18 protein-coding genes and 3 pseudogenes are annotated in these 22,856 nt (G+C 69.1%); 9 read left to right on the top strand and 12 right to left on the bottom strand.

From position 1 onward, the window contains the following. Positions 1-420: 420 nt before the first annotated feature. Both ACIBJG_RS30495 and ACIBJG_RS30500 read right to left on the bottom strand, forming a co-directional pair. On the bottom strand, positions 421-1,710 hold the full coding sequence (locus ACIBJG_RS30495) for a hypothetical protein (RefSeq protein WP_399312337.1): 1,290 nt from the start codon (positions 1,708-1,710) through the stop codon (positions 421-423). Positions 1,711-1,787: 77 nt separating this feature from the next. Then, on the bottom strand, positions 1,788-2,297 hold the full coding sequence (locus ACIBJG_RS30500; protein WP_399312339.1) for a SigE family RNA polymerase sigma factor: 510 nt from the start codon (positions 2,295-2,297) through the stop codon (positions 1,788-1,790). A 442-nt stretch (positions 2,298-2,739) separates the two neighbouring features. Here ACIBJG_RS30500 and ACIBJG_RS30505 point away from each other — a divergent pair, with 442 nt between their 5' ends. The 4 genes from ACIBJG_RS30505 to ACIBJG_RS30520 all read left to right on the top strand — a co-directional run bounded on the left by ACIBJG_RS30505 (position 2,740) and on the right by ACIBJG_RS30520 (position 6,369). Next, on the top strand, positions 2,740-3,981 hold the full coding sequence (locus ACIBJG_RS30505) for a Clp protease N-terminal domain-containing protein (RefSeq protein ID WP_399312340.1): 1,242 nt from the start codon (positions 2,740-2,742) through the stop codon (positions 3,979-3,981). 69 nt (positions 3,982-4,050) lie between these two features. Beyond that, positions 4,051-5,436 (top strand): sensor histidine kinase, encoded by a 1,386-nt coding sequence (locus tag ACIBJG_RS30510; RefSeq protein ID WP_399312342.1) that lies wholly within the window; start codon positions 4,051-4,053, stop codon positions 5,434-5,436. Positions 5,437-5,440: 4 nt separating this feature from the next. Further along, complete coding sequence (locus tag ACIBJG_RS30515; RefSeq protein WP_399312344.1) at positions 5,441-6,085, top strand: response regulator; 645 nt, start codon at positions 5,441-5,443, stop codon at positions 6,083-6,085. Positions 6,086-6,123: 38 nt separating this feature from the next. Then, a complete protein-coding gene (locus tag ACIBJG_RS30520; RefSeq protein WP_399312346.1) occupies positions 6,124-6,369 on the top strand; it encodes a hypothetical protein in 246 nt (81 codons plus the stop codon). 73 nt (positions 6,370-6,442) lie between these two features. On the opposite strand, the gene dacB is transcribed toward ACIBJG_RS30520, so the two are convergent. After that, the gene (dacB, locus tag ACIBJG_RS30525; protein ID WP_399312348.1) at positions 6,443-8,002 is read right to left on the bottom strand and encodes a D-alanyl-D-alanine carboxypeptidase/D-alanyl-D-alanine-endopeptidase; all 1,560 of its coding nucleotides are present in this window, start codon (positions 8,000-8,002) and stop codon (positions 6,443-6,445) included. Between the two features lie 365 nt (positions 8,003-8,367). On the opposite strand from dacB, the gene ACIBJG_RS30530 reads away from it, so the two are divergent. After that, entirely contained in the window at positions 8,368-10,329 is a 1,962-nt protein-coding gene (locus tag ACIBJG_RS30530; RefSeq protein WP_399312349.1) for a serine/threonine-protein kinase, read from the top strand. 158 nt (positions 10,330-10,487) lie between these two features. On the opposite strand, the pseudogene ACIBJG_RS30535 reads toward ACIBJG_RS30530, so the two are convergent. After that, positions 10,488-10,697, bottom strand: a pseudogene (locus ACIBJG_RS30535) (TetR/AcrR family transcriptional regulator); the annotation flags it as partial. Positions 10,698-10,897: 200 nt separating this feature from the next. On the opposite strand from ACIBJG_RS30535, the pseudogene ACIBJG_RS30540 reads away from it, so the two are divergent. Next, positions 10,898-11,292: pseudogene (locus tag ACIBJG_RS30540) on the top strand (cupin). 142 nt (positions 11,293-11,434) lie between these two features. Here the strand turns inward: ACIBJG_RS30540 and ACIBJG_RS30545 are convergent. Then, positions 11,435-11,588, bottom strand: a pseudogene (locus ACIBJG_RS30545) (short-chain dehydrogenase); the annotation flags it as partial. Between the two features lie 97 nt (positions 11,589-11,685). Here ACIBJG_RS30545 and ACIBJG_RS30550 point away from each other — a divergent pair. Continuing rightward, entirely contained in the window at positions 11,686-13,371 is a 1,686-nt protein-coding gene (locus tag ACIBJG_RS30550) for a protein kinase (RefSeq protein ID WP_399312350.1), read from the top strand. Between the two features lie 133 nt (positions 13,372-13,504). Here the strand turns inward: ACIBJG_RS30550 and ACIBJG_RS30555 are convergent, their stop codons facing one another. From ACIBJG_RS30555 to ACIBJG_RS30585, 7 genes are all read right to left on the bottom strand, one after another. Then, positions 13,505-14,401, bottom strand: coding sequence for an SGNH/GDSL hydrolase family protein (locus tag ACIBJG_RS30555; protein ID WP_399312352.1), 897 nt, complete (start codon positions 14,399-14,401; stop codon positions 13,505-13,507). A gap of 761 nt (positions 14,402-15,162) precedes the next feature. Further along, complete coding sequence (locus ACIBJG_RS30560; protein WP_399312354.1) at positions 15,163-15,486, bottom strand: hypothetical protein; 324 nt, start codon at positions 15,484-15,486, stop codon at positions 15,163-15,165. Next, complete coding sequence (locus ACIBJG_RS30565) at positions 15,483-15,848, bottom strand: hypothetical protein (protein WP_399312356.1); 366 nt, start codon at positions 15,846-15,848, stop codon at positions 15,483-15,485. The genes ACIBJG_RS30560 and ACIBJG_RS30565 overlap by 4 nt, the downstream gene beginning before the upstream one ends. A gap of 29 nt (positions 15,849-15,877) precedes the next feature. Continuing rightward, entirely contained in the window at positions 15,878-16,072 is a 195-nt protein-coding gene (locus tag ACIBJG_RS30570; protein WP_073728184.1) for a type II toxin-antitoxin system Phd/YefM family antitoxin, read from the bottom strand. Positions 16,073-17,160: 1,088 nt separating this feature from the next. Beyond that, positions 17,161-17,574 (bottom strand): GNAT family N-acetyltransferase, encoded by a 414-nt coding sequence (locus tag ACIBJG_RS30575; RefSeq protein ID WP_399312357.1) that lies wholly within the window; start codon positions 17,572-17,574, stop codon positions 17,161-17,163. 912 nt (positions 17,575-18,486) lie between these two features. Next, on the bottom strand, positions 18,487-18,825 hold the full coding sequence (locus tag ACIBJG_RS30580) for a thioredoxin family protein (RefSeq protein WP_399312358.1): 339 nt from the start codon (positions 18,823-18,825) through the stop codon (positions 18,487-18,489). 258 nt (positions 18,826-19,083) lie between these two features. After that, a complete protein-coding gene (locus ACIBJG_RS30585; RefSeq protein WP_399312360.1) occupies positions 19,084-20,223 on the bottom strand; it encodes a PucR family transcriptional regulator in 1,140 nt (379 codons plus the stop codon). A gap of 85 nt (positions 20,224-20,308) precedes the next feature. Between ACIBJG_RS30585 and ACIBJG_RS30590 the strand changes: the two genes are divergently transcribed. Further along, a complete protein-coding gene (locus tag ACIBJG_RS30590; protein WP_123460219.1) occupies positions 20,309-21,364 on the top strand; it encodes a ferredoxin reductase in 1,056 nt (351 codons plus the stop codon). A 7-nt stretch (positions 21,365-21,371) separates the two neighbouring features. After that, positions 21,372-22,490 (top strand): fatty acid desaturase family protein, encoded by a 1,119-nt coding sequence (locus ACIBJG_RS30595; protein ID WP_399312362.1) that lies wholly within the window; start codon positions 21,372-21,374, stop codon positions 22,488-22,490. Positions 22,491-22,856 lie beyond the last annotated feature (366 nt).

Genomic DNA, 22,856 nt, shown 5'->3' on the forward strand with positions numbered 1-22,856 from the left:
TGTGGCGGTACGCGTCGCCCTCGTCGGACTCCGCGGCCGTGACGGGCCTGTCCTTCGAGGCTGATCCCGCAGGTCTCGTACGGCGCACCCTTGGTGGTGAAGCCCCGGGGCGTGCTCTCCCTGTTGCCCCCGGCCTTCCCTGGCGATGCGTCCCGCCCCCAGGCCTGCCGGAGCCGGTGGACGTAGGGGCTCCGGCACGCCGCCCCGGCCAGGACCCCGCCCGCACCGCCGGACAGCCCTTGGCTTCGCCGGAGAGCCCTTAGGGCCTTTCGTTTGGATCACGCCGGGCTCGCGGGGCCGGCACGCGCATCTGCGGCGTTGTCGTCGGTCGCCAATGCTCCGCAGTGACTCCCTCCTCCGCCTTGGAGCTGCACGCACCGGACCCCGCTCCCTGATCCGGCCTGATCCAAACGAAAGGCCCTAGCTCCGCCAGAGCTTGCTCGTGGCGATCTTCTGCAGTTCGGCGAGCGTCAGGGCGGGCTCCTCGCGGGTGGCGGCCTCGTTCTGGTTCGCCGTGTTGAAGGCGGAGATCACCACCCGGAGGCCGTCGGGGCGGATCGTGTCGACCTGCCTCATCTTCACGCCCTCGCCGCCCTTCTCGCCCGGCCCCTCATGGGTGGCGACCTTCGTGCCGTCTGCCAGGACCTTCGTGTCGGAGCCGAAGAGATCACCCTCGACGTCGGACATGTCCGGCTGGACGTTGATCTGCACGAAGCTCTTGCCCCGGCCGTCGTCCACCACGACGTACGCGTACTCCGTCCCCTGCTTCCCGGACGCCTTCACCGTCAGGCGGTCGGGGAGCTGCCTGGTCAGCCTGTCCAGGATCACGTCACCGCTCAGACCTTGCGGGCCCGGCGGCGAGGGCACCGGCTTCGCGGGCTCGGGACTGGGGAGGGCATCGAGGATCGGGAGCCACTCCTCGGCCCGGGCCACGGCCTTCATCCGGTCCAGCGACAGCGGCGGGGTGGGACGGCTGATAGGAGCGCCCTTCTCCGCGGGCGCGTTCCATTCGTACACCTGGACCCGGTAGCCCTCGGGCGTCAGCAGGTCCGCGTACCACCACTTGGTCTCCTCGCGACGGTCCGGGTACTCCCAGCCCTTGTACAGCACGAGCCGTGAGCCGTCCTTCGACGTCGTGGCAGTGCAGTCCTCGTACGTGTTCAGATTGCGGTCCGGGCAGGAGAGCTCGTCCTCGTTCAGCTTCTGGTCGGGGTCCTGCCGGCTCAGGGACACCGACAGGGCGGCCTTCCCGTGGCCGTCGTCGTACACGACGGAGGCGGCCGGCGGGCGCGGGCCCTTCAGGTCACCCGTACCGCCGCTGCCGGGCTGCTCGCTGAACCTGCCTTCCGGCAACAGGTCTTCGAGCGTCCTGCGCACCTGCTCCTCGGGGGAGAGATTCGCATACGGTCCCTTGACCTTGCCCGCGGGCCGCGTCGACTGCGCACCCACCGCAGCTCCGTTGCCCTCGTCCCGCGAGGCGCCGATGTCCCCCGTGAGGAACGATCCGCCGAGCCCGATCGCGGCCAGCGCCGCGACGCTCCCGGTCACCGCGGCGCTGCGGCGCAGCACCGCCCGGCGCCGGCCGCGCGCGACCCCGCCGTCCACGAGGGGGCCTCCTGCGACGGAGAACCCCTCCCCTGCCTGCTTCATTGCCGAGCCGAGCTCGCCCTCGAAGGAGTCCGAGTCCTTCTGCGCACCGTTTTCGTGCATGCCGACCACCACCGTCCCCACACCTGTGGATAAAGAACGAAGAAGAGAGAATGAAGAGAGTTCAGTGCGCGGCAGGCTCAGTACGCGGCCAGCTCGCCGATGCTGCCGCCGAGTTGCTCACGCAGCCGGGCGAGCGCACGGGTGCTGCGGGTCCGTACCGCCGCCGAACTGACGTGCAGCGCATCCGCGGTCTCCGTGACCGACCGGTCCTCCCAGTAACGCAGCACGATCACTGCCCGGTCCTTGGGCGGCAGGTCGCGCAACGCGTCTAGGAGCGTCATCCTCAGCGACGCGTCGCCCGCCGACTCACCGGCCCGGTCCGGCAGTTCGCCACTCGGCCGTTCCCCCGCCGACCTGCGCCTCCGGTGTCCGAGATAGCACCGCACCAGCACGGTCTGCGCATACGCCGCAGGGTTCCCGACACGCGACGTGCGCCCCCAGACCGTGTACATCCGGCCGAGCGTCTCCTGTACGAGATCCTCCGCGAGATGTGTGTCCCCACCGGTCAGCAGGCACGCCGAACGGAACAGATGACCCATGCGGGCTTCCGCGAACTCACGGAAGGCACCTTCCTTGGACTGCCTCAACCGCCACTCCCTCTCACCTACACCCTTCTAGATGCGGTGGCCGCCGGGAAATGTTTCACCCGGCGAGGCGTACTCGTCGGGCACCCGCCAGGACCGGCGACAGAGCACGCTGGAGATGCTGCGGAAGCCGCTCCCGTACGTCGTACGCCGCAGCCGGAGGCACGGTGGGGCAGCCGAGTTCGAGGGCCCGGCCCGCAGCCCGCCCGGCGCACCTTCCGTACGGCCGTCGGCTGCTCCGTGGCCGTAGCGTTCGCCAGGTCGTCCGGGCAGGACAGAGGGTGTTCCGGACGATGACGTGTACGGAGCGTGCACGGCCCCTCGTCCGCCCGGACGGAAGGGTCCGGCCGTTCGGCCCGGAAGCATGGCCGGTCGGCCGACGCGGAGCAGGAGCGTGCGGGCTAGCGTCCTTCTCGGCAGGTGACAGCACGGAGAAGAGGGCCCGATGGATCAGCGAACGTCCGAACGCGATGCCGGTGCGACCACCGAGTTCGAGAGCGACGTCGTCAGGCTGTTGCTGGAGGCGATGAACAAGGTGGACAAGCAGGAACGCGAGGACGTCGGTACGGAGAGTGTGCTGGCCGCGCTCGTGTCGGGTGACTCGGCCGCGGGCTCCGCGATCGCCCCCGGTATGAGGGCCGCCGGCTCGCTCGACGGGTCGATCGGGTGCCGGGGTACATCCGTGTGGGTCAGCGACGACGCGGGTGACGGCACGGTGGGAGCTCCGGAAGCTCCGGACGACGAGCGGGAGATCGACGCCGTCTGGCGGGAGGTCCGGCAGGACAGGGCCAAGAGGCTGCGTTGGAAGAACCGGAAGAAGGAGGAGGGGGAGGAGCAGGAGAGCCTCGAACTCCCTCCCGTGACCGGCGCGTTGCGCGCATGCCTTCGGGACGCGCTGAAGGCCGCGCGGGAGGAGGGCACCCTTTCGGTGGGCGTCCGCCATGTGGCGCACGCGCTGATCGAGCTGCCCGGTACGCGTGCCCGCGAGGCCATGGTCGTGGAGAAGCTGGACGTCTCCGCCGCCTCGGCGGCGCTCGGCGCGTTGCGGGGGAGCGACGTCCCGCCGGAGCCCGGATCGGTCCTGGTGCTGCGCAAGTCGGGGACGTTCGGGAAGAGCGGCAATCCGCTGACCAGGAAGTTCAGCGCCTGGATCTTCGGAGGTGGCGCAGGGTTCGGATCCGCGGTCGTGAGCGCGGTGCGCGCGGAGGCGCTCCGGGGAGCGGTGCGACGCGGGGCGCCGGTGCAGGAGCCCGTCGACGTACTGCTGGGCATCCTCGCGCTGGACCGGTCGTTGAGCGTCGCGGGACGTGAGCTGCCCGAGAAGCTCACGGGAGCGAACCAGGGGGCCCGGCTGCTGCGCCGGCACGGCGCACGGCAGGATGCGGTCGCCCGAGTGCTGTCCTCCTCCGCCGGGGCCGCGGCGGGGGCGGGGGCGCCCCCGGTGGTCGACGGCGCCGCCGATCACGACCGACGGCTCCTGCACGTCACACAGCTCACCGCTTCCGCCCAGGGCTCGCCCACGGTCGGCACGACCCACCTGCTGGCCGCCCTGCTGGACGAGACCGGGACGGACGCGGAGTCCGTGGCGGAGATCGAGCGTGTACTGGCCGGGAGCGGAGTGGACGTCGCCGCGCTGCGCGCGGAGCCGGAGCTCCGGGTGCCGGGAGGAGCGGCACGAGCTGCCTGAGGCCCCTGCCGGCCCGCCAACACGTACGACGAGCGGAGCCGTTGGGAACGGCACCTACACGGAGGAACCATGAGCCAGGCAGTGCAACCGTGGAGGCGGATGCGCCGCGAGGCCGCCGCGCTCCGGGACGCGGTGCGCGCCGCGCCCCGGCGAACCGTCGTCACGGAGTCCGTATGGGCCGCTCTGGCGCTGCTGTGCGCGCTGGCGCCGATCTGGCTGATCCCGCCGGCCCACCCGGTCATGGCGGCCCTCCTGGGGGTGTGGGCGGTGCTGCTCGTACCCGCGCGGCGGGTGTACCCGGCACTGGCGGTCCTGTGCTGTGTGCCGGTGGTCGCCGGGGCCAACGTGTGGGCGGTGGTGGTGGTGCCGTGCGTCGTGTGGTCCGCTGCGCGCCGCATCGCGCCGGCTCGGCGCGCCCGGGGGGTGGTCGGGGTGAGCGCGGCCGGCTCCGTGTTCGCGTCGATTGCCGCCCAGTCCTTCAGCGGACTCCCGGAAGTTCCGTACCTGCTCGCCGACGCGGGCGTGAGCGCGCTGTTCATCCTGCTGCCCGCGCTGTCCGGCCTGATGCTGGGCCGTCGCCGGCCGCTGACGGGGCTGCTGCGGGAACGTAACGCCTACCTCGAACAGGCCCGCTTCCTCACCGAGAGGGCGGCCCGCATGGAGGAACGGGCGCGCATCGCCGGCGAGATGCACGATCTGCTCGGACACCGCATCGGCCTCATCTCGATGCACGCCGGGGCCCTCCAGCTCGCCGCGGAACGACAGGCGCCCCCACTTGCCGCCCAGGCCGAACTCCTGCACTCCACCGCGGGAACAGCCATGCAGGAGCTGCGTGGCATCCTCGGCGTCCTCCGCCACCAGTCGGACGGGGAGACCGGTGAGCGAGGGACCCGCGAGGATCTCTCGGCCCTCGTCGCGGATTCCCGGAACGCGGGCGCCGACGCCGAACTGCACTGGAACGCGACCGGGCCCGCGGACGCGGACGCCCGCACCCGGCAGGCGGTCCACCGTGTCACCCGCGAGGGGCTCGCCAACGCGCTGAAGCACGCGCCCGGCGCCCCCGTCCGCGTGGGGTTCCACGACGAGGGGGACCGGGTGGTGGTCACCGTCGTCAACGACGCCCCGCCGGTGCCCTGTTCACCCGGGGACGGCAACCGCAGCGGGCTTGTCGGCCTCCGGGAGCGGATCAGCCTGCTCGGTGGCGCCCTCGACGCCGGACCGCGTCCGGAGGGCGGCTTCGCCCTCTCCGCCCGCATACCGGCCCGTCCCGACGTGCCGCACGTGTACGCCATGTCGTCCGAGGCCGTGTCAGGCGGGGCGGGGTCCCGTCCCCTGCTGTCCACGGAGGTCCTCACGTGGCCCCGACTCCTGGGCGGGGGCTGCGCGGCGATGCTGGTGCTGCTGCCGACGGTCGCAGGCACCCTCGCGCTGCTGATCATGGCGGTCCTACACTGAACCGATGATCCGAGTGCTGATCGCCGACGACGAAGCGCTGATGCGCGCCGGGATCCGGCTGATCCTGGAGAACGACGACGAGGTCCGGATCGTGGCCGAGGCGCAGGACGCCCGTGAGGCCGTCGCGGCCTGCCGCGCGCACCCCGTCGATGTCGCCCTTCTCGACATCCGCATGCCCGGCGACGGCATCACCGGTGCCGCCGAGATCCTCCGCCACTCGCCCCGCACCCGGGTGGTGATGCTGACGGCCTTCGGCGAGGAGCCGAGCGTCACCCGCGCCCTGCGTGCCGGAGCCCACGGCTACCTCCTCAAGGACACCGGCCCCCGCGAGCTCATCGACGCCGTACGCCGCGCCGCCGCCGGAGAACCGGTCCTCGCCCCGCAGGTCACCCGCCAACTAGTGGACTTCCGGACGCGGTCGGGCCACAACAGCGATGTCGCGGCACGCCGGATCGCGGACCTGACGCAGGCCGAGCGGAACGTCCTCCGGCTGCTGGGCACCGGGCTCTCCAACGCCGGGATCGCCGCGCAGCTCCACCTGAGCTCCGGCACGGTCAAGGCCCACATCAGCAGCATCCTCACCCGCACCGACTGCACCAACCGCGTCCAGGCGGCGGTACTCGCGCAGGAGGCGGGCCTGCACGACTGACCTGCCCACCTGCGGCGGCAGGGCTGCACCGGCCGACGGTGCCGCCGCTGCCGGCGGTGCTGCTCATCGGGCCACCGCGCCGCCTCGGCCGGGGCAACGTCAGCCGGACCGGCGTGAGCGTCGCCGCGAGGAACACCACCTGCGTGACGGTGCGGGGGAGAATCTCGTCCCGGCCCCGGCGTCGAGGTGCGGTGGAGAACCTGGGGGACGCCTCGATGGGCCGGAGCCGCCTGCGCTGCGGAGGCGGCTACGCCGAGCGGCTGCCACACCGTGTGGTGGTGTGACAGCCGCTGATGCCGCGCGTGGTGTGCGAGGGAGCCCTCAGCCCCCTCAGCCTCCTCAGCCCCCTTAGCCTCCTCAGCCTCCTTGCCGCGCTGCCGCCTCCTGCAAGTACGCGGAGATCATGGCGAGGTCATCGGCGATGTCCAGGACACCGTTGACGTCGGTGTCCGGGGTGGAGGCGCCGTTCACACCGGCGAAGAAGGCGTCGAAGCGGCCGTTGCCCTTGTCCAGGTAGCCGGCGATCGTGATGGCGCCGACGGCCAGGCGGTTGTTGAGCGCGTCCAGCCCGACGGCGGCGCCGGTCTTGGCGAACACCTTCCCGCGGGCGGGGCAGTGGGTGCAGTTCTCGGCCAGCAGACCGTCGACGCCGAGGATGGGCAGCGCATTGCGGAAGACCGCCGCCTCGGGGGTGTGCTGCCAGTACGTCAGCAGCTGCACCACGGCCTTGGGCGTGGTCCGGTCGGCGGGGTTTCCGCCCCGGCCGTCCAGGAGTTGGACCTGCTTGCGGTCGACACCCGCACGATCCAGGAAGCGGGCCAGCACCGGGAAGCCGTCCATGCAGTCCTTGCTGCCGACCGCGACCGCCATCAGACAGATGGCGAGGTTGCCGCCCAGGTTGTGGCTGACCTTGAAGATGAGCTTGGCGTACTGGGCGAACGGCGGCGAGGTGTACAGAGCCACGCGCGGCCGGCCCTTGTACGAGCCGGGGAGCTGCCCGACCGGGTTGGTGCCGGTCGGCTTCGCCGTCACCTTCACCCCGGCCCGTCCCAGCGCCTCGATCAGCGCGGTGCGTCCGAAGGCCGCGGGGTCGGTGATGGGCGACACCTTCAGAGCCGGGTCGGAGCCGGCCGCGATGGTGCCGGAGAGGCGGATCCGCGTGCCGTTGTCGGAGGTCGTCACCTCGATGTCCGTCGGACGGCCCGCCGCCACGGTCTTCACGGTGGACGTGACGCGGTACGGGGCGACTCTCGGCCGCCAGTCCAGTTGTGCGGGCGCGCCGGGGCGGGCGCCGGGGGTGGTCAGCAGGTCGATGAGATTGTCGTTGATGATCAGCGGCGTCGGGACGGGGACGAAGACCGGCTCGGGCCGGAAGAGCCGGTCGTCGACGATCACGTTTCCGTTGACGCGGGTGATGCCGGACTTCCGCACCTGCTGCGCGAGCTTGTTGATCCCGGCGAGCGGGTTCTCCGGAGTGAGCGTGGCGCCGGGGAAGTCGTCGGCGTACGTGTGGTCGAGGTCGGTGTAGTCGACCGTGCCGTCGGGGCGGGTCCTGCCGCCCATGGTCAGGTCGCCCTGGGCGACGAGGCCCAGATTGCCGTTCAGTGTGCTGCCGCGGCGCTCGCCGACCGCGTAGACCGGCGTCTTGAAGCGGTGATCGCCGCCGAGGGCGTCCCACGCTCCGGAGGTGCCGAACAGCTTGGCCACCGACCCGGGGATGAAGAACTGTTCGGCGAACCGGCTGTGGACGACCCGTCCGCTGTCCGGGTCCTGCTGGAGCAGGCCCCACTGGGCGTTGGGGTAGTCCGGCTTCCGCATGATCTCCGTGATCCGCGGGTCGAGGCGGTCGGCGGCGCCGCGGTCGTCGGGCGAGGAGGCCGCCTGGGCTGCCGCGCCTGAAGTCAGGGCGAGGAGCAACAGGGCACAGCATCCGGCGACCACGCGATGCCGAAGGGATCCGGGGTTCTCTCCTCGCACTGCAACACACACCGTTCGTCTCGGCAGTTTCCTGTCCATGGGGTCAGGTATGGACCTCGGAGGGCGCCGGATCCGAGCGGCGCGAACGGTTGTCACCCGAACGGCACGGCGCATGCGTCGGATTGCGCAGCGGAGGCCCGGCGGAGCACCTGGACGACCGGACCCCTCTCTTCACCCGGTGCGCTGTGTGTGGGGGCTGGGCGAGTTCGCACGAAGTTCGGTGAAGGAGATCACCGTCAAGTGCCGAATGGGTACACTCCGTGACCTGTATCGGTGCGGTCCGCTGTGGGGCGAGGGGTGGGGCGGTGCTGGTGACACCGGAGGCCGGGGACAGGATCGCCGACCGATACCTCTTGCAGGAGCCCATCGGCAGAGGCGGGATGGGTGTCGTCTGGTTGGCCTGGGACGAGCGCCTCGAACGGCGGGTCGCGGTCAAGTGCGCACGCCTGGAGGACGATCGGGCCGCACGGCGGCTCATGAGCGAGGCGCGCAACGCCGGGCGGCTGCACCACCCGAACATCGTGGGCGTCTTCGACTTCGTCGACGAGGGTGCCACCTGCTGGATCATCATGGAGTACGTCCCCGCGCGCAGTCTCGCGCAGCTCATGGCGGAGGGCGGGCTGCTCACGCCCGAGGAGGCCGGGTCGATAGGCTGCCAGATCGCGGCCGCGCTGGCGAAGTCGCACGACGAGGGTGTGGTGCACGGCGATGTGACGCCGGAGAACATCCTCGTGACCGACGAAGGCATCGCGAGGCTCACCGACTTCGGGATCTCGCGGGCCCTGTGGAGTGACGCCACACACAGCACGACGGGCAGTGTGCGCGGCAAACCCCGGTATCTGGCCCCGGAGGTGGCCAAGGGGCAGCCCGTGGGCGAGAAGTCCGACGTGTTCTCCCTGGGCGCCTCCCTTTTCGCGGCGGTCGAGGGCCAGTCGCCGTACGGGGAGGCCGACCACCTCATGGCGTATCTGGCCCGGGCCGTCGAGGGACGCATCGAGCCCATGCACCGGGCCGGCCCGCTGCACGGACCGCTCACCGCTCTGCTGGAGGTGGTGCCCGGGAGCCGGCCCGACGCCCCCAGGGCTCAGAAGCTGCTGACGCGCGCCACACCACCGCCCCCGCACGTACAGGAGCAGTTGCACGACGGCCGTACGCGGGACTTCGCGTCCCGCACGCTCCGCTTGTCGCGACTCCTGGGCCACTCGCGGGACTTCACGCCCTTCATGCTCCAGCCGCCACGGCCCGTACACCGGCGCCGCCACCCTTTGGCGGTCGCGACGGTGGCGCTGGCCGTGGCGGGTGCGCTCACGGCCGGTCTCGTCCTCTTCGGCCCGTGGGCCTCGAAGGACGAGGGCGACAAGGGTGGCCGTACCGGCGTGGCCGACGCGAAACCGTCGGCCACGGCGCAGGCCGGCGCCATCGGCGACGAGCGAACGGCGAACCCGTGCGGGCTGCTCGCCGCGGCCTCGTTGAGCCGCTTCGGCAGCACAGCACTGGACCCTGACTACGGGGAGGTCGACCGGTGCGACGTCCTCGTGCGCAACAGCAGCGGGGACGACATCGCGGACATCGAGGTCAACCTCGACTCGGACCGGGACGACTTCCACGAGGTCCTGTCCACCCGCGTGGTGGGCAGTGTCACGGTCGTGACACTCAAGCGTGACGGGGAGGACTGCGAGCGGGCCGTCCTGACCCCCGACGGCAAGCAGATCCGCGTCCGGGGCAAGCAGCTCAACGAGGCGGCGCCCGACCCGTGCCGGATGGCCGACGCCGCAACCGATCACGTGGTCGGCGTGCTGGCGGATGGCCCGGTGCCCCGGCGTTCGCCGGCGCCGGCAAAGAACTCCCTGGCCCGGCTCGACACGTGCACGCTGCTCGGCGCCGGCGATCTCGAGCGGCTTCCGGGCGTCGAGGTGGACAACCGGGACCGCGGCTTCGGTTCCTGGGACTGCGACTGGTCGAGCGACGACGGCAACCGGGCGGTGGAGATCCAGATCAGCCGTGACAACTCGCTGGACGCCGACGACGGAACGCCGGTGAACGTCGCCGGCACGAAGAGCTACTTCATCGCGGATGAGGCCGAGGACGACAGTTGCACCGTACGGACTCCGCACCGCACCTACACGGACTCGGTCGGCGCCCGCACCACCGAAATCGTCCAGCTGACCGTGTACGCCCGGCAGCCGGCCGAGCAACTATGCAACACCGCAGCGGAGTTCGCAGGCATCGTCGTACGGAACATCGCGAAGCGACTGCCGCAGACGTGACATGACCGCCCGACCGCCCGACCGCCCGACCGCCCGACCGCCCGACCGCCCGACCGCCCGACCGCCCGACCGCCCGACCGCCCGACCGCCCGACCGCCCGACCGCATGGCTGCTTGGCTGCTTGGCTGAGCAGGGAATGACAGGGGCCCGGCGAACCGTCAGGCGTCGGCGAGGAGGCATTTCACCAGGGCTCGTAGCCCGTCCAGGTAGGTGTCCTCGGCGGTCAGGGACGCCCAGCCGTCCGCTACCTGCGCCAGGCGGGGGAGCCGGCTCGGGTCAAGACCGGCGAAGACCTGCTCCCCGTAGGTCGCGCGGTCATCACCTGCGCGCCGCCGGGCCGCTGTCGCCCGGACCGTGATCTCTCCGGCCATGACCGCACCGGCAGGGCCACCGGCCCCGCCGCGGTCAACGCGGTCAACGCGGGCTACGCCCTGGGCCTGGCCGTCACCGCCGGCCTCTTCGTGACCGCGGCGGTCGTGGCGATCAGCGTGCTGCCCCGGCATCGGACCGCCGCACCTGTCACGCAATCCACCGCAACTGCAGAGAACCGACTGGAAGGAACACCGTCATGACGACGACCCCCATCGATCTGTTCGCCTCGGCACTGCTCTTCCACACCGACGGCGACGTCCATGCCGCCGAACGCCGGATGACGAGCAGTGACCCCGACGCCTGGCAGATCGCGGCCTTCCGCGTGGCCGACGACGCCGACGTCCACGCCGACCACTGGGAGATGCACCCGGCGGCGGAGGAGGCGGTGTGCTGCTGACCGGCGGCGTGCGCCTCTACTTCCGCCCCACCGGGCCCGGTGCCACTGAGGACATGGTGCGTCTGCGTGCCGGCACCGCTGTGATCGTCCCCCGCGGCCGCTGGCACCGCCTGGAACTGGACGCCCCCAGCGAGCTGATGTCGATCACGCATCGCCACGGCACTCTCCTGGAGAAGCGCGCCCCCACGCACTGACCGTGTGCCGGCCCGGTGGTGGGCATCGTCCTCAGGGACGCGATGGCGGGGACAGACGGTCCGCAGGCGGTCCTCCGCAGACGTTCGTATCGCGCCGTTGTCCGTCGGCGTTCACGCAGCCGGACAGGCCCTGACCGTCTGGTGCCTTCGAGGTGATGTACGCGGCGGCGTTCGGGATGCGCAGGTATGCGCCCAGGGTGGAGAAGACGTTGACACCGACCCCACCGCCGTTCCCCTTCATGTGCGCGATCACGTGCTTCATGGCGGAGCCAGACGCCTGTGACATCCGTACGCAGCGGTACAGAACGTCATCATGCAGGACACGGTTTCAGTAGATGTGGCGGCATTCATCATACTGGCCCTGGTATTCGTCGAGACAGGGAGTTCTCCCCCATGCACAACGAGGAATCGATCCCGTCGGACGCCGGTAACAAGCAGTCGGTCGACGGGCGTTACCGACTGCTGTCGGTACTCGGCGAAGGCGGCATGGGCACCGTGTGGCGCGCCTACGACGAAGTGCTGCACCGTGAGGTGGCGGTCAAGGAGGTACGCGCCTCCGCCGAGCTGCCGGCAGAGCACCGATCGCGTCTGTACACCCGGCTGGAGCGCGAGGCGTGGGCGGCGGCACGGGTCGACTCCGTTGAGGTGGTGACCGTTTATGACGTGGTCACCTTCGACGGCCGTCCGTGGATCGTGATGGAACTCGTCCGCGGCCGGTCGCTGGCAGACGCCATCTCCGCAACGGGCGCGCTGTCACCGAAGGAAGCCGCGCGCATCGGCGCCAAGGTGCTGGCCGGGCTTCGTGCCGCGCACGGGGCAGGAGTGCTGCACCGCGACGTGAAGCCCGCCAACGTCCTGCTGGCCGAGGACGGCCGGGTGGTACTGACCGACTTCGGAATCGCCACCGTGGAGGGAGACACAGCGCTGACGATGACCGGCGAGATGGTCGGCTCCCCCGAGTATCTGGCGCCGGAGAGGGCGTTGGGCCGGACTCCGGACGCCACCTCCGACCTGTGGTCGCTGGGCGCGCTTCTCTACACAGCCGTCCAGGGCCGTTCGCCGTTCCGTCAATCGACGGCGCTGGCGACACTGCGCGCCGTCGTGGACGAGGAACTGCCGTCGCCGCACAGGGCGGGAGCACTCACGCCGGTCATCGAGGGCCTGATGCGCAAGGACCCGCAGGACCGGATGACGGCCGAGCAGGCCGCACAGAAACTACTGCTGATCGAACGGGGGCCGGTGGGGGAGGCACAGACCGAGGAGCGGGCGGAGGAGCGGGAGCGGCCCGCCACCGGGATAACTGTGGTGGCCCTGGCCGGGCAGGACGGCGACGGTTCGCAGGAACCGTCGGATGACCGCCGCTCACGCGGTCGCCGGACGAAGGTGCTGTCGGCTGTTGTGGGCGTGGTGGGTGTTGTGGCGGTGACCCTGATCACCCTGCCGTTCATGAGCCACGGCAAGGGATCGGCGGACGACACGAGCAAGGTCGCGGCTGTCGGATCGACCACATCGCCGGAGGCGGAGAACAGCCTGGCCGACGATCCAGGAGGGCTGGAAACCGCGCCGGCGACGCCCAAGAAGCCCGCAGGCAAGGGCAAGAGCCTCGCGCCCTCCGGGGCCCTCCCGAGCGCAGGGGCCCCGTTCCCCAGCACAGGGACCACGACGCACACCTCGCCGACGGGGCAGGCGACCGCCCAGGCCAAGATCCCGAAACACGTCGCGAGTGATGCCCCTGCGGCGACCCCGGCGCCGCTCGTCATCAAGCCGGTCGCGAAGCTTCACGCAGCCACGTCCTGGAAGTCCGGCCGACTGCAGTTGGGCATGCAGGCCGATGGCAACCTCGTGCTCTACGACCGGCAGGAAAAGCGGGTGATGTGGGCCGCCGGCACCTCCGGCAAGGACAACATGGCGGCCTTCCAGGACGACGGCAATCTCGTCGTCTACACCGCGGCCGGCCGAGCGATATGGGCTTCGAACCCCGCGGGCTTCACCAACGCCACCCTGGTCATCCAGCCCGGCGGCAACGTCGTCATCATGGCCGGTGGGAAGCAGGTGTGGGCCACGAACACGCACATCTGACGACGGTGAAGGGCAGGCTCATGGCTCCGAGCCATGAGCCTGCCCCCTCAGTCAGTGGAGGTGCGCCGGGAGAAGACCCGGCATGCTCCCACGGAGGTGCACCCCGCACTCCGAAGTGTTCGGAGCCCGGATCCTAGTTGCGGAGCTGGTTGTAGGCGCCGTAGGCCATCGCGTACTGGCCCCACCTGTTCGGGTGCGCCGGCGCGAGCTTCGTCTCGAGGGGCTCGATCCACCGGTCGGCTTCGTTTTTGCACATGTCATGGCCGATGGTCATCGCGTACGTGTCGGCGTACTCCGCGCCGGCGCTCTTGGCCCGGTCGGCGAGGGCCTGGTTGAGCTTCTTGTTCACATCGCGGAGGTAGGGCACGTCGCCGTCCGCGAACGGGACGCCGGGACGGCAGGCCTTACCGTCGTCCGGAACGAGCGACGGATAACCGACCACCAGGACCCGGGCCTTGGGCGCAAGGGCGCGTATGTACTGCAGGGTGACCGTGAGCTTTGCCGCCGTGGAGTTGATGCGCGTGGTGATGGCATCGCTGCCGGACGCGTTGTAATGCGTCTTGCAGGGGCTGCCGGTCGGATCACTGAAGCTGCCGACGACGCAGTTGGTGATGATCTCGGTGAACCCGATGTCATTGCCCCCGATGGTCAGCGTGACCAGATCGGTGTCGGCCGACAGGGCGCTGAGTTGGGCCGGGTTGGTGCCCTGAGCCTTGGCCATCTCTGCCGTGGTGGCACCACTGCAGGTGACGTTCTTGAAGGACTTCGCCTTCACTGCCCCGGCAATCACCGCGGGATAACTCTCTCCGGTGCGGTCGCAGTCGGCGTCATCCACCGAGCTGAGACCCGCACCGGAGGCGTATGAGTCGCCGAGCGCCACGTAGTTGTCGTAGGTCGGCTGGGCCGACTCGGCAGCAGACGCAGTCGGGGCCATGAAGCCACCGATGAGCCCGGCAGTGGTGCCGAGCGCCGCCGCCGCCAGTGACGCGGTGCGGAAAGTACTACGGAAAGTGCGTGCGAGTTGAGTCATCGTGCCTTCAGTGAGAGGGAGTTGTCGGTATGCGGCACCGACTATGAAGGGATTCGGATATCCCGGGTTCCCTGTCGCGAACACCACTTCCGCTCCGCCTCACTTCGTCTCGGCCAACCCGGGGCACGGAGGCAGGAAGCAAGTGGTTCACCCGCTCGGCGAGCCGAAAATGGGGCACCGTCACCGGGTGGGCCACCTGGAGCGGCCGACTCCGGCGAGAGAAGTCCTTGCCGCGCGAAGCGGGGAAGCCGGCCGATGTCAGCTCGCCTGTTTCAGCGCAGCCGGCTTCAGAGACTCGGTGCGAAGTGAAGTGCCGCGTGGAGCACGAGGCGAGGACGGTGGGCTGCTGCTCATAGATCTCGACGAACTCTACGGTGGGGCGTTCCGGGCACCGCTCCATTGACCGGGCATGGGGCGCGGATCGGGCACGTGGTACCTGTCCGGACCAGACAGCAACAAAGTCCCGGGCCTGTGGCCTCTGACCCGGGACTTTCGTACGGAGCGGGTGCCGAGAATCGAACTCGCCGTCTGAGCTTGGAAATCAGCGGTTCTTGGACAGCCAAAACCGACCTCACCTGCAGGTTCGGCTGGAGGGTGCGAGGTCGGTGCGGTCTCTGCGTGCCGCACGTGACCGCTGTTGTCCGCTCCGAAGGGCACGGATGGGGCACGCCGACGGCAGGTCATCAACCTGAGGTGATGTGCCGAAGCGGTGGCAGGAAGAGGAAGCCTCCCGTGGTGCAGACGCTGCGGTGACGCAGGCGTCAGGCCCAGAAGGCTTCGGTGACGACGATCTGTGGGTCGGCGTGGCGGCGCATGAAGGTGTAGATGAGCCAGCCGCGTCCGCCGGCCAGGTCCACGATGTGGGGGCCGCCGGGGTTCGTGGAAGCCAGTGGCCGGACGGTCATCCAGTGCGGGAGCGAGGCGTCGGCGTCGATTCCCCGAAAGTATGGGTCTTCAGCGGTGATCAGTTCCGCACGAGCACTCATGACCAGGTCACTGCCTTCGGCAGGCATGCTTTGGAAGTCGTGCTGCGCCTGCTTCGTCCAGTCCATCTGCCAGGGCGGCCGGGGTGGTTCGTCGATCACTCTCCGGGCTTCCTCTCGGCGGCTTCGTGCCGGAGGCGGCTGTACTCCTCCAGGAGCCGGATGGACTCCTCGGGGTCGTCGGACTCGGCGGCGCGGGCTTCGAGATCGCGAAGGTGCGAGTCGAGTGCGGGATTTCGCGCGATGGCGTACTGCGTCCACCACAGGCGCATGAAGGCAGGAACGGGGGTGATGTTGAAGGCGTCACCAATGACGCGCTTCCAGTGGGCCTCGAAGTCCGGGAGGAGGTGCGGGGCGTGTTCCTGAATGGCCAACCTGAGTGCCTGAGGCGTGCGTTCGGGCATGGGTGGCAACCGCAGGGGTTCCCCCTCGTACCCATCGAAGTGGAGTGCATGGGCGGGCATGGTCCGGGCTCCTTGATATGAAGGGTGGGTCAGGCCGCCTCGTGCCGGTCCTCGTGCGACTGGTGCCGACGGGCCATCTCCTCGAACCACTCGGCCGGCACCAGGTAGGCGACCGTCTTCCCCTTGCGGGTGATGGCAGCGGCCTCACCGGCGATCCGGGTCCGGTCCAGGATCTCGCCCATCCCCTTGCGCAAGTCGATGGTTGTGTAGGTCTTCGTCTCCATACACTGAAGCATATAACAACTATCATAGTTGACATATGTGCTCGAGAAGCGCTGGCGACCCGAAGGAGCCGACGGACGCGTTGAGTGCATAACGGGCACACAGGGCACTCTCGATCGGGCTTGAACAACAACAAAGCCCCGGCCGCTGGCCTGGGGCTTTTGATGGAGCGGGTGACGAGAATCGAACTCGCGCTCTGAGCTTGGGAATCACGGGTTGATCACCGTGGAAAGTGCCATCTGACCTGTGCTTATTCGGCATCAGGCGTCACCTTCGAGCTGACTGTTGATCTCCCCTTTTTTCCCGTGGTTCCCCGTCGTGTCGGGCACGCAACGGGCACGAGCGTGAAGGATGAGGCAGGCGACCCATTCCGCACCCCGGGTCCCGCCCTTTGCCGTGCGGACGAGCTCATCACGGAGAAGCTTATCGACTGCTGTCGGTCGTGGCCTCATCCCTATCAGGTCGATGCCAAGGGTTGACGACCTTGGCCAACCGGCCGGAATCCACGGCTAGCGGTTCGTTGGAGTACGGCGCTGACCGCCCCCGTGCGTGGTTGTTGGTGTCAGCCGTGGATGTCACCGCGCACATCTGTCCGCCTCGGCATGCGGGAAGCGCACGCAACCTCCCCCGTCCTCTCGGCTCGGTGGTACTTGGGTGGCGCCCCATCTGGGCTACGAAATCTGTTGCAGCGACCTCAGGGCATACGGCCATACTCCGGCATGAGCAGATTCGCACAGGTCATCGTGTTGGCCCAACTGGCGCACGAGGTCATGGAGCCACTCACACAGGATGACGAGAAGCGCACCTGGCGAGGCCGATTCGTGCCGATAGAGGGCCAGTGGCCCGGCTTTGGCGTCGGTTGGGCCACGGAGTTCGAACGGATGCGACCGCGGTCTGGACTACTGCGGCACCTGGAGTCCCTCCCGTGGCCCTGCCCGGAAAGTGTGCAGGTCTTGATCCACGACCAGGACGACGAATGCTTCGGACTGTGGATGATCCATGACGGCAAGCTGGTAGAAGTGCCTCTTCCGCGCACGGAGCGATTCCATGAACCGGCCCCACCCACCGAGAAGCTTCCGCCGCACCCGGGCTATCTGCTCCGGACGGACACGGGCAGGGGCCTGCATGAGCAGACTCCGAGTGACCGCCGGGATCTGCGATCGGCCTGGTAGCACCGCGACCGTGCTGACCACATAACAACACTCATCAACTCGCCGCTGGCAATGGTATGTACTGTCTCGCCGAATCGGTGCCAGCCGAGCCGTTCGTACAAGCGGATCACTGCGGCATCCTTCACCAACACCTCAAGAACCAAGCGCAGTTTGGTCGCTCTGGCGTAAGACACCGCTGCGTCCATGAGGTGCTTCCCAGCAGAGCCCTTGCGTGCACCGCTGGCGACGAAGAGCCTTGCGAGTACAGCGACCTGCGAGGAGGTGGCGCCGCTCTTCTCGCTCCAAAGGCGCACGATGGTTCGAGCCGGCCAGTCCTCGGAGAAGGCGGCCATGAAGTATCAGTAATCCGACGTTGAGCGGCAGAAGGAAGTAGCCGCCGGCATTGATGCCCATGTAAGGGCGGCGCGGCTGAGGGAGAAGGCTGAGCAAGCCGAAGCGCCATCGGGCACGCAACGGGCACGGAACGCCTAGCGCGGTCTAGACAACAAAGAAGCCCCGGCCGCTGGCCTGGGGCTTTTTCATGGAGCGGGTGACGAGAATCGAACTCGCGCTCCGAGCTTGGGAATCAGCGGTTCTTGAGCGGCCTTTCCTGATTTGACCTGCACGGTTGGCCGAGACGCACAGGGTCGGGGTGGCCTCGATGCACCGTACCTGACCGCTGGTGCCCGTTCTGCTGGGCACGGATGGGGCACGAGCGGAGGCGGCGGCCAAGGGCTTCAACGGCCGAGTAGGGCAGTCCTCCAGCGAGACCTCCGGCCGCGTCCGTGACAGTCTCCAGGCGGGATGTAGATGCAGGGGTGGACGTCGTGAAGAGAGTTCTCGGGAGTAGATCGCGGAGCGCCGCCACGACGAATTCGAATTCGATGTCGAGTCCTGACCCGGAGACTCGGACAACGGGGTCAAAGATCGACCGTACAGCGGATACCGGCCCTGAATGCGCCTCCGAACTCGCCACCACCCGCCCAACCCGATGACCGGCGGAACCGGCGCGCGGGCCGACCCGCCGGTCTGCGTGCGGCGCTGGACGAGGAGACCGTGCCTGGCGGTCTCGGGGGTTACATCGGAGGCCGCACCCACGAAGCGAAGCTCTGACCGGGGGCTGCATTGTCCCGCCAGTACCTGAGCACGGTCTCGCGCACGACCTCGAACCGCCCTGCGGTGGTAAGGCGGGCGATGGGCTGCCAACCGCCCGCGTCCGCTTCGAACGCGACGAGAAGCGGCGGTCCGGGCGCCGCAGCGGCCGCTCAGAGGTGACCGTCCAGGAACTTTCGTACCTCGTCGATGGTCATAGGCCCCGTGCCGTGCGCCACCGCCGCTCCCTCCTTCAGCAGGAGGCAGGACGGGGCTCCGGTGATCCCGTATCGCTCGGTTGCCGCCGGGCAACGCGTGATGTCGGTGCGGACGACCGTCAGGCGGTCCGTGTAGGCGGCGGCGATGTCGCCCACGATGAAATCCATCACCCGACAGGGCTGGATTGCCTTGGGCCATGCCCCGGTGAAGTATGCGAGGACCGGAACCTTGCTTCTCCCGAGGATGAAATTGAACTCCGCGTCCTCACGAGGTCGGTGAACCAGCTTTGTCATGGGAGCTCCTGACCTCACGTTTCGTACTCCATCCCATCATCCCTCGCGCGGTGTGCCAGGTCGGCCCTGGCCGGCCGTCCGGCCGGCTGCCGGGAGGGAGATACGGGCCGTCGCAGGACGGCGGTGGTCCCTGGGACGAGCGGCCCGGCCCCTTGTCGCGACGACCGGAAAGCCGTTTTCCAGGGTCATAGCGGCTTGGCACCGGGAACGAGCACGATTTCTGGACGCTCGCGGACGCGGCGGTAGACGGGTGACGCGTCAGCGGACCCGGAGACCGACCGCCAGCGTCAGTTCAAGGACCCGGTGTGGTGATGCGAGATCGGGAAACAGCTCCCGCAGTTGCGACATCCGGTATCGAACCGTCTGGGGATGGACGAACAATGCCGCCGCGACCCCGTCCCGCCTGCCCTGGTGCAGCAGCCACGCTCGCAACGTCTCCTCCAGCCGTCGTGCGGTTGCGGCTGGCAAGGTCTGCAACGGTGCGAGGGCTCGGGCGCGCAGGTCCGCGAACGCGTCCTCGTCGGCGCTGAGCACCAGGTCGGGCAGGTGGTCCTCGGTGTCGCGAATGTCCGAGGAAAGGGAGCGCGCGCGTAGGGCTCGTGCGTACGAGGCGGACGCGTGGGTCCATGGCCGGGCCGGGCCGACCACGGCGGCGCGGTCGGTCAGCTGCCGTAGGAGACGTGATCGGTCGGCATCGGGGACGAGGAGCACACCGGTGGCATCCGGCAAATCGTCGAGGACGAGGGTGCTCGGGTCGAGTGTCCGGTAGGCAGGCCGGGCCTGGGCGGCGGGCAGCAGGACGGCGGTCAGCGAAACCGGGGGCTGCCACCTGGCCCGTTGGCCGGAGGCCAGCAGCACTTCCGGGCTCGCGCCGGCGAGGAGGTCGCGGGCCAGGTGTTCCAGGTGGCGCTCGTGGGCTCTGCCCCGGGCGGCCAGTTCGTCGGCGTGGCCCGCGGCGCTCGCGGCGGAGAGCTCGTCGATGTAGGCGAAGGTCAGCTCGGCGAACTTTGCGACCTCGGCGGCGGGCAGACCTGCGGGTACGGCACCCGCTGCCAGACATCGCCAGGCGACCCGGGCGCCGACGCGGTAGGCGCTGAGCAGGGCGTCCATCGAACGGCCGTCGCGCACCTCGCCGCGGCCCAGCTCGTAGGCGGCGTCCCCGGCGTCGCCGCCTGTGGCGTTCCCGCTTGCAAGGTCCAGGTAGTGCGCCAGGGCGGTGCGGACGGCTCTGCGGATGGTGGCGCCCATGCGGCCCGACAAGGCATGGGCGTAGGGAGGAACCTCGTCGATGATCGCTTGGACGACTTCGTCGGCGGTGGTCTTCAGTGCGGCCCGAAGGGCGGTGACCGTCGTCTCATCCAGGCTCAGTTCGCTGGCCCTCCGGATTGCATAGCTCATTTTTGTTCCCTGCGAACAATTCAGTCGACCAGATTTACGTCCTGTGGTCAGGACTTTACGCCTAGAGGCGCAGCAAGCTGGAGTCATGACGAGTGGAGCCCTCCGCAGTAGGGCGTGGAAACTGCTGGAGATGGTCACGACGCCGCTGCTGCCGTCGGACTACCTCGACCTGGTCAGCCCGCTGCGTGCGGGCGCTGACCTGTGTGGGCGCATCGAGGCCGTGCACTCCGAGACCGATAACGCCGCGACTGTCGTGATCAGGCCGGGGCGGGGCTGGCGCGGCCACACAGCCGGCCAGTACGTGAGGATCGGAGTCGACGTCGACGGAGTGCGCCTGTGGCGTGCCTACTCCATCACCTCGCCGACAAACCGCCGGGACGGCCGTGTAACGATCACCGTGAAGGCGATCCCGGACGGAAAGGTCAGCAACCACCTGGTCCGCAGGGCGAAACCGGGCACGCTGATCCAGCTCGACCAGCCGACCGGTGACTTCGTCCTGCCGCAGGCCAAGCCCGCCAAGGTGCTCTACCTGACGGCCGGCAGCGGCATCACGCCCGTGATGGGCATGCTGCGCGACATCGAACTCGACGACGTCGTCATGGTCCACTGCGCGCCACAGCCTCAGGACGTGATCTTCCGCAAGGAACTGCACAGTCTGGTCGCGGACAAGAAGCTTCGGCTCACCGAGGTGCACACCGACACGGACGGCAAGCTCGACATCGCCCGTCTCCAAGAACTCGTGCCCGACTGGGCCCAGCGCGAGACCTGGGCCTGCGGGCCCGCAGGTCTGCTCGACGCCGCCGAAGAGCACTGGACCGAAGAGGGCGTCCAAGAACGCCTGCACACCGAACGGTTCCGCCCCGGCATCGTCGTCGCCGGCGACGGCGGCGAGGTCACGTTCAGCGCCACCGGCAAGACCATCGACGCGGACGGCGCCACGCCGTTGCTCGACATCGGCGAGGAGGTCGGCGTGCTCATGCCCTCCGGGTGCCGTATGGGCATCTGCTTCGGCTGCGTCACGCCGCTCAAGGCCGGCGCTGTCCGCGACCTGCGCACCGGCGAGATCACCGAGGCCGAGCCGGGCGTCCTCATCCAGACCTGCGTGTCCGCCGCGGCGGGCCCCTGCGACATCGAACGGTAGGAACACCTTGACCGCCATCGCCCCCACCGCCCACCTGACCGCGGAGCAGATCGAGGAACTGGGCCGCGAGCTGGACGCCATCCGCGACGAGGTGATCGCCGACCGCGGCGAGAAGGACGCCGCCTACATCCGGCGGATCATCTCGGCGCAGCGCAAGCTGGAGCTGGTCAGCAGGGGTGTGCTGCTGTTCTCGATCTTCCCGCCCGCGTGGCTGATCGGCACCGCCGGGCTGTCCGTGGCGAAGATCATGGACAACATGGAGATCGGCCACAACGTCCTGCACGGCCAGTGGGACTGGATGCGAGACCCGAAGATCCACTCCACCACCTGGGAGTGGGATCACGTCTCGCCGTCCGATCAGTGGAAGCACTCGCACAACGAGCTGCACCACACGTACACCAACGTGATCGGCAAGGACAACGACCTCGGCTACGGCATCATGCGCGTCGACGAGGACCAGAAGTGGCACCCCTTCCACCTCGGCCAGCCGCTGTGGAACTTCCTCAACGCCTGCTTCTTCGAGTACGGCATCGCCGCGTACGACCTGGAGCTCGGCAAGAACCTCCACAAGCGCCGCCGTAAGAACCCGGAGTTCCGCGCGCGGGCCAAGGCCGTGGGCCGCAAGATCCGCAAGCAGGTGCTCAAGGACTACGTGATCCACCCGCTGCTCTCGGGCCCCTCATTCCTCACCACACTCGCCGCCACGTTCACCGCGAACCTGGTCCGCAACATCTGGACCCACTCAGTGATCATGTGCGGGCACTTCCCCGAGGGTGTGCAGGTCTTCGAACGCCGGTCGATCACGGGCGAGACACGCGGCCAGTGGTACCTGCGCCAGATGATGGGCTCGGCGAACATCAGCGGCAGCAAGGCCATGCACTTCATGACCGGCAACCTGTCGCACCAGATCGAGCACCACCTGTTCCCGGACCTGCCGAGCAACCGGTACGCCGAGGTCGCGGTGAAGGTGCGCGCGCTGTTCGAGAAGTACGAGCTGGAGTACATCACCGGCCCGCTGCCCAAGCAGGTGTTCTCCGCGTGGCACAAGGTCTTCCGGCTCGCGCTGCCGAACAAGCAGCCCAAGGTCGGAACGCCGGACCGTGAGCAGGACCTCATCGCCGCCTGACTCCCCGGCCGCACCTCAAGCCCTTGATGACGTCACTGCTGCGACACGACGGCCTACTCGGCCAGTGGACTTTCTCCGCTGCCCGGGTCCTACAGCTTGGTGAGCGCACGCCGGACAGCAACTGAGTGGGAGCTTCACTTCAACCTTGATGCTTCGGTCCAGGCACTACGGAGATGGCAAGGAGGCTGATGGCATCGCCGATTCGGCAGATCGTCGGGCAGCAATGCGCGAGACGGCTTCTGCCTCGCGCGTGGCGAACTCTCGCCGCTTGCGGGAGTGTTCAATGAACGGCGGATCCGATGATCAAGGAGACGCCAGATGAGCGACACCACCATCGAGCAGATAGCGGTCGAGGGACCGGCGGCG

Origin of the sequence: Streptomyces sp. NPDC050422 (assembly GCF_044458665.1) — a bacterium.
Taxonomy (GTDB): Bacteria; Actinomycetota; Actinomycetes; order Streptomycetales; family Streptomycetaceae; genus Streptomyces.

Bases quoted from the DNA above. Each gene is read 5' to 3' on its own strand.
- ACIBJG_RS30495 (WP_399312337.1), bottom strand. From the start codon at position 1,710: ATGCACGAAAACGGTGCGCAGAAGGACTCGGACTCCTTCGAGGGCGAG.
- ACIBJG_RS30505 (WP_399312340.1), top strand. From the start codon at position 2,740: ATGGATCAGCGAACGTCCGAACGCGATGCCGGTGCGACCACCGAGTTC.
- ACIBJG_RS30510 (WP_399312342.1), top strand. From the start codon at position 4,051: ATGAGCCAGGCAGTGCAACCGTGGAGGCGGATGCGCCGCGAGGCCGCC.
- ACIBJG_RS30515 (WP_399312344.1), top strand. From the start codon at position 5,441: ATGATCCGAGTGCTGATCGCCGACGACGAAGCGCTGATGCGCGCCGGG.
- ACIBJG_RS30550 (WP_399312350.1), top strand. From the start codon at position 11,686: ATGCACAACGAGGAATCGATCCCGTCGGACGCCGGTAACAAGCAGTCG.
- ACIBJG_RS30555 (WP_399312352.1), bottom strand. From the start codon at position 14,401: ATGACTCAACTCGCACGCACTTTCCGTAGTACTTTCCGCACCGCGTCA.
- ACIBJG_RS30565 (WP_399312356.1), bottom strand. From the start codon at position 15,848: ATGCCCGCCCATGCACTCCACTTCGATGGGTACGAGGGGGAACCCCTG.
- ACIBJG_RS30570 (WP_073728184.1), bottom strand. From the start codon at position 16,072: ATGGAGACGAAGACCTACACAACCATCGACTTGCGCAAGGGGATGGGC.
- ACIBJG_RS30575 (WP_399312357.1), bottom strand. From the start codon at position 17,574: ATGGCCGCCTTCTCCGAGGACTGGCCGGCTCGAACCATCGTGCGCCTT.
- ACIBJG_RS30580 (WP_399312358.1), bottom strand. From the start codon at position 18,825: ATGACAAAGCTGGTTCACCGACCTCGTGAGGACGCGGAGTTCAATTTC.
- ACIBJG_RS30585 (WP_399312360.1), bottom strand. From the start codon at position 20,223: ATGAGCTATGCAATCCGGAGGGCCAGCGAACTGAGCCTGGATGAGACG.
- ACIBJG_RS30590 (WP_123460219.1), top strand. From the start codon at position 20,309: ATGACGAGTGGAGCCCTCCGCAGTAGGGCGTGGAAACTGCTGGAGATG.